Source organism: Ectobacillus soli, from assembly GCF_042610425.1.
Classification (GTDB): Bacteria; Bacillota; Bacilli; order Bacillales; family Bacillaceae_G; genus Ectobacillus.
This window is the reverse complement of the sequence record NZ_JBGJZM010000004.1, coordinates 156,130-164,269: the sequence shown is the minus strand read 5'-3', so window position 1 is coordinate 164,269 and position 8,140 is coordinate 156,130. Positions and strand designations below refer to the sequence as shown.

8 protein-coding genes are annotated in these 8,140 nt (G+C 34.9%); all 8 read right to left on the bottom strand.

Annotation, left to right across the window (positions count from 1 at the left end; genetic code table 11):
• Positions 1 to 360: 360 nt before the first annotated feature.
• A complete protein-coding gene (locus ACAN53_RS16475; protein ID WP_379971248.1) occupies positions 361 to 693 on the bottom strand; it encodes a hypothetical protein in 333 nt (110 codons plus the stop codon).
• A 253-nt stretch (positions 694 to 946) separates the two neighbouring features.
• Positions 947 to 1,861, bottom strand: a complete 915-nt coding sequence (gene pstA / locus ACAN53_RS16470) for a phosphate ABC transporter permease PstA (RefSeq protein ID WP_379971247.1) — start codon at positions 1,859 to 1,861, stop codon at positions 947 to 949.
• Positions 1,858 to 2,754: a phosphate ABC transporter permease subunit PstC gene (gene pstC, locus ACAN53_RS16465; protein WP_379971246.1), complete on the bottom strand. Its 897-nt coding sequence runs from the start codon at positions 2,752 to 2,754 to the stop codon at positions 1,858 to 1,860. The genes pstA and pstC overlap by 4 nt, the downstream gene beginning before the upstream one ends.
• A gap of 80 nt (positions 2,755 to 2,834) precedes the next feature.
• Positions 2,835 to 3,722, bottom strand: a complete 888-nt coding sequence (locus ACAN53_RS16460; RefSeq protein WP_379971245.1) for a phosphate ABC transporter substrate-binding protein PstS family protein — start codon at positions 3,720 to 3,722, stop codon at positions 2,835 to 2,837.
• Positions 3,723 to 4,189: 467 nt separating this feature from the next.
• Positions 4,190 to 4,942: a C39 family peptidase gene (locus ACAN53_RS16455; RefSeq protein WP_379971244.1), complete on the bottom strand. Its 753-nt coding sequence runs from the start codon at positions 4,940 to 4,942 to the stop codon at positions 4,190 to 4,192.
• Positions 4,943 to 5,036: 94 nt separating this feature from the next.
• Positions 5,037 to 6,458 carry a sensor histidine kinase gene (locus ACAN53_RS16450; RefSeq protein WP_379971256.1) on the bottom strand — a complete coding sequence of 474 codons (1,422 nt, stop codon included), beginning with the start codon at positions 6,456 to 6,458 and terminating at the stop codon, positions 5,037 to 5,039.
• Positions 6,451 to 7,131, bottom strand: coding sequence for a response regulator transcription factor (locus tag ACAN53_RS16445; RefSeq protein WP_379971243.1), 681 nt, complete (start codon positions 7,129 to 7,131; stop codon positions 6,451 to 6,453). Before ACAN53_RS16445 ends, ACAN53_RS16450 begins: the two co-directional genes overlap by 8 nt.
• A 190-nt stretch (positions 7,132 to 7,321) precedes the next feature.
• Positions 7,322 to 7,777: a hypothetical protein gene (locus tag ACAN53_RS16440; RefSeq protein WP_379971242.1), complete on the bottom strand. Its 456-nt coding sequence runs from the start codon at positions 7,775 to 7,777 to the stop codon at positions 7,322 to 7,324.
• Positions 7,778 to 8,140: the final 363 nt, after the last annotated feature.

The following is an 8,140-nucleotide window of genomic DNA, read 5'->3' as shown; positions in this document are numbered from 1 at the left end:
TCCTGAGCCAGGATCAAACTCTCCATAAAAGTTAAAGTTTGTCTAAGCTTTAAAAAATAAAACTGACGTTTCATGTTTTGTTTAGTTTTCAAAGAACTCATCGCCGTTTTAAGCGACTTCAATATAATAACACGTGAAGAAAATGATGTCAACAACATTTATTTCTAATTAACTTTTGTCAGTGACAACGCATATAAATATACCAGTTAGCAGGTCATAATGCAATAGTTTTTTTATAATGTTGTGTCACTATTTCCTGAATGTGTTTCCTACTTAACTTGAAGCCTTTCAAAGTGAGGGTTTCTCCCTCACTTCAACTTTTTAAAACCGAGGCCTAAAATGGAATGGCAAAATAAATACTTACTTATATATATAGTAACCTTGAATACGAAATCCGTGTCTACGCAATAATCGAATACTTATGTTTTTTAAAATAGCATCTGAAGCAATAATAACAATATCACGATTTTCAATTTCATCTAAATATCGTTTTAAATATCCATATGGCAAATTTTTACTTCCTTCAATTGGATCTTTATACGCATCCTGATAATCTCTTACATCTAGGCAAACTACATTTCTTATTGTTTCTTTACAATCTTCATTTGTAATCTTATTTACTCCATAAACCGGTACATAACGCTCATATAATTGATAGCAAATTAATAGAAGGATTAACAAAATAACATACATTCAAAAACCACCCTCATGCGAATGAGATTATAAAATAAAGCCAGATTTTTACCCACAAGGGTATGCTACTATAGTACGAAATATACGTCAATTATAATGAACTGGAAATAATAAGAAGATCCTCTCCTACAACTAGTTAGCTAAATTAATTTAGCAATGTAACCATACATAAACCCTTAAAAACACAAAAAAGACAACTCAAAAAGGATTTAATCTATCCCTTAAGAGTTATCTCTTTTCCACTTTTTATTTATTAAGCTACAGACTTCGTCTTACTACTTCTTACTTTCGTTCCAGACAAGTACTTATGAAGTATAGATGCACCTAAGCGAGCTAAAATATTGAATAACAATACCATTATGATAAGAATTGCTGCTGATTGGGTTGCAATTAATTTAGCATCCGGAACAATTCCCTCTGAATTTAGTTTCCAAATATGAACTGCTAATGTTTCAGCAGGACGAAATGGATTAAATGGATTAACATGGCTAGAAATACTAGCTGAAGAATTAAGCATTGGAGTCGTTAAGCCTGCTGAATAAATAAGTGCAGCTGCTTCTCCAAATATTCTTCCTGCTGCTAAAATAACGCCTGTAATAATTTGCGGAAGTGCGGAAGGTATACTTACTTTTACTACTGTTTGCCACTTTGTTGCACCTAATCCTAAACTTGCTTCCTTTACGCTTGCAGGTATATCAGCAATTGAATTTTCGCAAACACGAGTTAAACCAGGAAGGTTTAGAATTGTGAGTGCCAAAGCACCGCCAATTAATGTATATCCCCAGCCTGTCATAGTAACAAACACTAGTAAACCGAATAACCCAACAACGATAGATGGTAAAGAAGCCATCGTTTCAATACATAAACGAACAAAATTTAAAAAACGACCTTGTTTAGCATACTCTGCTAAGTATATTCCTGCACCTAAGCCAAGTGGAATAGAAATAACTAAAGTAATAAAGAGCATATAAAATGAGTTAAAAAGTTGAGGTCCGATCCCGCCACCTGCACGTATATTACTAGGATTACCGAAAAGAAATTTAGGATTCCAGAATCCCCATCCCTTTGAAATAATATCAATCATAAGAAAAACCAATAAACCAACGACTAATACTGCAATTGTATACAATATGGCTGTCCAAATTGAATTAACTGTTCTTGCATTCATTGTTTTTGTCCACCTCTTTGCCCTATAGCTCTAACAATTAATATGAATATAAAGGAAATGACAAGTAGAATCATCGCCAATGACCACAATGCATTATTCCAAGCTGTACCATTCAATGTGTTTGCCATATCCATTGTTAAAATACCTGTTAACGTTGAGGTAGGACTATACAACCCAGAAGGAAGCTTAATTGTGTTACCAATTACCATTTGGACAGCTAATGCTTCACCAAATGCACGAGCTAAACCAAGAACAACCCCTGTTAAAATCCCTGTTTTAGCAGCTGGAACGATTACTCTGCTTATAGCTTGCCATTTTGTTGAGCCAAGTCCATAAGAAGCCTCTAAAAACTCAAAAGGCACAACTCGTACAGCATCAGAAGCAATACTAGCGATTGTTGGTAATATCATGATACTTAAAACGATAATACCTGCTATTAAACTAAATCCTACTCCACCATATAGTTGACGTAGAAGTGGAATAAGAATTGTTACTCCAAGAAGTCCATAAACAACGGAAGGAATTCCAACCAATAATTCAAGAACCGGTTGTAATACTTTACTTCCAAATTTAGGTGAAATATAATTCATAAACACCGCTAGAGCAATACCAATTGGAGCTGCAATAATTGCGGCACCTATTGAAACTGCCGTTGATCCAACAATAAAAATGAGTGCCCCATACTTTGGAACAGTTGCATTTGGTCCCCACTCAAGACTAGTAAGCATTTGAGAAAGAGATACTCCACTTTGAAAAAATGACTGTATCCCTTTTTGACAGATAAAAATAATAATTGCTAACGTAGTTAATACAATTAAAAGCCCACAAAATGTAACGAGTGCTCTACCAATATACTCGTCTTTAACGTAGTTAATTTGTTTCTTCCCCTTCATCTAAGCAATCACCTTACCTACATAAAATTGAATAAACAGACTGGCTCTATTGGCCAGCCTGTTTAAGAAAATCGATTGAATTATTTGTTAAGTTTTGTCATTGGGATATAACCCATGTCTGTTACTTTCTTTTCGAAATCTTTACCGGCGATGTAATCAATGAAAGCTTTGTTAGCATCTGCAGGTGCGCCTTTAGTAATCATGTATTCGTAAGACCAGAACGGATACTTTCCAGCAGCAATGTTTTCAGTTGTAGCGTCAACGCCGTCGATTTGTAAAGTTTTAAGAGCGCCTTTTTTATCTCCAACTAAGTAAGACATTGCAAGATAGCTGATAGAACCAGAAGTTGAATTAACTGCAGTTTCTACAGAACCGTTAGCATCTTGAGCAGTACCGATGCTGTCGTTAGCTTTTGTACCCTTTAATAATGTCTTTTCAAATGTAGCACGAGTACCAGAAGAAGCAGGACGGTTGATTACGTTGATTTTTGCGTCTTTACCGCCAACATCTTTCCAGTTTGTTACTTTTCCAGAGAAGATATCTTGAATTTGTTGAGTAGTTAAGTTTGTTACTTCAACATCTTTATTTACAACAACTGCAAATGCAATCCCTGCAACTTTTGTGTCAGTAAGTTCTTTAGCTTTGTCAGCATCTAATTTAGAAGCAGAAGTCACATCAGAGTTACCAATTTGGATAGCACCAGAAGCTACTTGGTTAATACCAGTTCCACTACCGCCGCCTTGGATTGTGATAGAAACTTTTGGGTTTGCAGCCATGAATGCTGTAGCAGCTTCTTCAGCAAGTGGTTGTAATGCTGTAGATCCAGCAGCTGTAATTGTACCAGAAATTTCTTGTTTTGGTGCTGGTGTTGCAGTATTAGTCTTGTTGTCTGTAGTTTGTCCACATGCTGCAAGAGCACCTGTAACTAGTAAAGCAGCGAAAGTAAGTTTTAAACTTTTCTTAATCATTTCCGAACCCCCATACAATTTTAAGTTTCTTATTTGACCGTTATTGCCTACTTTTCAGTACAATCTAATATTAGGACACTAATATTGTGTAAGTATTAATCAAATTTTAATTTTAAGTAAATGCCTTATTATTACTAGACATTAATGAAATACCACTACTTTAAATACTAAGTACATTGTTTTCACATGATTTAGCACCCTTATATTTTCAGTATTCAATTAACAAACAATCCTAATTGTAAATTTAGTGTAATGATTGTGTATTTAATGTAAACGAGAGATGTATCCATACAACCTAGAATTTGGATATTTATTTCATCTAACCTCCTATCGCTTTATTTCTTACTATACATTGATGGTATTCCCTGAAGCGTTTTCTTTCATGCAACATGTTGTACACAATAATTTTCTTCTTAATAGTAGAGTAGATAATATAATTCGGAACTATTTTCAATTTCATTATCAATTTAGATTTTCGGAATGATTGCTATAGCTTGCTTTCCCATCTGTTCCCATGCTTTTTCAAAATTGTCACGTGGTATGGCTGATTTCGGTCCATCAGCAAGCGGATCTTGCACATACACATTGTTATTATCATAGCCTACAATAACAACACTGTGCTCATGATATGTAATTTTAACATCGCCATCTTTCGTGCTCCATGTTTCAAATTCAGAATCTGGTAACGGTTCAAATGTAGTGTTTGTAATAACCCACACAGGCGAACCCATACTTACAGATTTATAAATATCAGCTATGTCACGTCCGGTTAAATCCATCACTTTATTTGGTGCATAAGTTTGTGCTAAACGATAAATTGGCTTATGGTAAACACCATAGCCCGGATTAGAAGTAGAATAAATATCTCCGACAAACCCATCGTTTGGATTTCCATGAATTTGATTCTGTTTAAACGGTACCCGTTCTATCTCCTTTGCTAACTTCATCTTATCGGTTTGAATTCCATTATATTGAAGCAGCATCGTGAGACTTGTTACCTCACATCCCCGTCGTAGTTCCGGTAACTGTTGAATAAACGGTACTCCTTCAATCATCGCATGTTCTTTAGCCGATCCTGATAAATCAAATCGAATTTGTTGTGTTGTTTGAATTATTTTATTTTTACCTTGATCAACCAAATCCAAGGCCCCATTTTTGCACCCTGTTCCAACCAAAACGATTAACAAAAACGGAATGAATAGTCTTCTCTTCTTTATCATTTGTTTCTAGCTCCCACATCATTTATATCCTTATTGTACAAGATACAGAGATGCCTGCAACTATAAAGTAGAACTTTCCTATGCTCATTCATTGCTATTTAGCCTTAGGAAGAAGTAATAAGAAAGTCGTCTTCTTATTCGGTATGCTGGATTCCAAAACAAGTGATCCCCCCATAGCTTCAGCTAGCATTTTACTCATTGACAGCCCCAGACCAAGACCACGCTTCTGATATTTCTTATTTTCACCTCGGTAAAAGCGTTCAAAAATATGCCTTTGTTCATCTATTTGTATTCCAACTCCGTAATCTGTCACTCGAACTGCATATGCGTCTTCAGTTTCATCTGTGGCAGTGAGTTGAATGAATACCTGTTCCCTACTTGCGTCACGTGCATTATTTAAAAGATTTAATAAAATTTGTTGTGTTCTGTTTTGATCTGCCTTTACAAGTAGCTCTTGTTCCGGAGTGTCTATTTCGAGTGTGACTGCTTCATTTTCTTTTCCTATCTTCCATTGTTGTTCAATCTCATGAAACAACGTCTGTAATGAAAATACAGATACATTCATCTGAAATACCCCTGATGCAAATGCATTAAAGTCAAGAAGTTCATTTACCATAGTTTGCAACCTTGTTGCTTGCGTAAGTGACATCTCTAGAAATTCATCTGCCTCCTGACCAGTTACAACTTTATCTCGTACCGCTTGAATAAGACCACTAATGGAAGTAACTGGGGTTTTCAGTTCGTGGGTTACACCTGCTAGAAGAACAGTTCGTAATTCCTCTAACTCTCTTAATCGCTCTGCCATCGCTTGAAACGAAGTACTTAGTTCATACAGTTCTTGTTCTACTAACTCTTCGTCAACTTGTACATCATAATTTCCAACACTAATTTGCTCTGCAGCAATAGCCAGCTTTTGAATAGGGGTACTTAACTTTTTAGAAAGCAAATAAATAACAAACCAACCTGCAAAACCTACTGTTATTAAAAACATGAGTACATACCAGTATTTGGTGATATCTGTTTTTCCAAAAAGGGCTTGATCTGGCACGATAACATAAAGTACACCTACTGTTTTATCGTCCTGTATAATCGGGGTTGTAATTTCATACCATATTTTTCCTTTATTATCTTGCCACTTTTGGGTTTGTTGCTCCGTAGATGTAGGTAGAATAGGTACAGTGTCTGAGAAGGGATTATGTTCAAATAGAAGGTCACCATTTTCATTAACAATGCGAAAGTGTAAATCAACATTCTTCACAATTGTTTTCTTCTCAAAAAAATTTTTTTCTCTTTGCCGAACCTGCTTATTAATAGTGGCTGGGTTTCGATCATTTAGAAACGGAGCAATTTTTTCCGCTATGCTTTGTGCATAAACCTCTATAATTTTCAAACGATTTTCCTTGGTTGAACGATTTATCCATACACCGGATAAAATCCCTACCACTAATAAGCTTGTAAATAATATAATTACATATCGTCTTGTCCAATATTGTAATAAAGGTACTTTTTTATTCATAGACACAAAGTTGATACCCCACTCCTCGTAATGTTTTAATTTCTCCTTCTTCTGCTCCCCATTCCTTTAGAACTTGTCGTAATCGTTTAATCGACAAATCAACAGCTCGATCACTCCCTTCATAATCCATACCCCATACCTGATCAAGAAGTTGATCTCTTGTAAAGGTTTGATTAGGGTATTCTGCTAAGTAAAACAACAAAGATAAATCTCTAGGTGCTAACTCTATAGCATTTCCATTTAAATATACAGCAGAACCGCTAAAATCAATTTTGAGTCCGCCAAAACATACACTATTCTTCTCAACAAGTGATGACGGACGTCTTAAAATCGCATTTACGCGTGCAACTACTTCTTCCGGCGCAAACGGCTTAGAAATGTAATCATCGGCTCCTGCTGAAAATCCTTTTAATTTATCCTTCGTTTGTCCTAATGCTGTTAGCATAATTACTGGACACGAGCTTGTCTTTCTTATATAAGAAAGAACCTCCCATCCATTTCGGCCTGGTAGCATAACATCAAGAATAACTAGTGCCGGCTTACTCACTTGAAATATTTCTAAAGCATGATTTCCATTTTGAACCATAAACACATCAAATCCAGCTTTTCGTAAATAGGCACTTAACACCTTCGCAATTGCTACTTCATCCTCTACAATTAATACTTTCTTCATTTTTTCACCCTTATCCTACATGCATAGTTTGGAAGGAGTTTATTCCATTGACCCTTCCCTAACTTTATGAATGCTGACGCTTATTCATTTATACTATTATCAATGTAAAAAATCGATACATACTAAATAAGAAGGGGAAACGATTCTACCCTTCTTATTTAGTATTTTCATTTAATTAAGACTAAACTTATTAAGCTTGTGGTTGTGTTGGTTGTTTTTTTGCAGCTCTTGCGTCCTTTACTTCTTTTTTTATTTGCTCAACGGACTTTCCATCAGTCGTAATACCAAAACTCTTCGCTACCTTATTCAAGTGATCTACACGCTTTTGTTGGACTGCTTCCTTCACTTCTTTACGAATTTCCTTCGTATCTTTTCCTTCAGTAGAAATTCCTAATTTCGCAGCAGCTTTAGTAAGATTTTGCTCTTTTTTACTTTTTGTTGCTTGACGAACTTCCTTACGTACCTCTTTCTTAGTTTTACCATCGATGTTAATTCCAAGACGAGATGCCGCTTGTTTTAAATGATCGGAAATAGTTGTTTGACTACTTTGTGTATTCGTTTGAGCAGCAAGCGCATTACTAACTCCCAATAATCCTCCTGTAACTAAAACTCCAGCTAGTGAGAACACGATAATCTTCTTATTCATAATGAATCCTCCTTATTTCTAGTAGTTTCATTCTTATTGTAGAGTAGAAATGTGTCGGAAAAACGTCCATATCAAATGTATATTAAAGTATAAAAATACATACAATTCAATCTATTACTCTTAAAAAGCATAATAAAACATACGGGATTTTTGTGTAATATCCTTAATTTTTCTATTTATAGAAAGCATTTTCATTATTGATTTATCAACTTTTTAGTCTTATTTTATATATGTAGATAACAATTTTCTTATTTACAAAATGTTACAGAAAAAAATATGCAAAAAACTAACGACAATCTAGAAAAATAGTTTACAATATAAATACGTTGAAATACTTTTTCAACGTAAAAAAGATGTATTTGT

Bases quoted from the DNA above. Each gene is read 5' to 3' on its own strand.
- ACAN53_RS16455 (WP_379971244.1), bottom strand. From the start codon at position 4,942: ATGATAAAGAAGAGAAGACTATTCATTCCGTTTTTGTTAATCGTTTTG.
- ACAN53_RS16440 (WP_379971242.1), bottom strand. From the start codon at position 7,777: ATGAATAAGAAGATTATCGTGTTCTCACTAGCTGGAGTTTTAGTTACA.
- ACAN53_RS16475 (WP_379971248.1), bottom strand. From the start codon at position 693: ATGTATGTTATTTTGTTAATCCTTCTATTAATTTGCTATCAATTATAT.
- ACAN53_RS16445 (WP_379971243.1), bottom strand. From the start codon at position 7,131: ATGAAGAAAGTATTAATTGTAGAGGATGAAGTAGCAATTGCGAAGGTG.
- ACAN53_RS16450 (WP_379971256.1), bottom strand. From the start codon at position 6,458: ATGAATAAAAAAGTACCTTTATTACAATATTGGACAAGACGATATGTA.
- ACAN53_RS16460 (WP_379971245.1), bottom strand. From the start codon at position 3,722: ATGATTAAGAAAAGTTTAAAACTTACTTTCGCTGCTTTACTAGTTACA.
- pstC (WP_379971246.1), bottom strand. From the start codon at position 2,754: ATGAAGGGGAAGAAACAAATTAACTACGTTAAAGACGAGTATATTGGT.
- pstA (WP_379971247.1), bottom strand. From the start codon at position 1,861: ATGAATGCAAGAACAGTTAATTCAATTTGGACAGCCATATTGTATACA.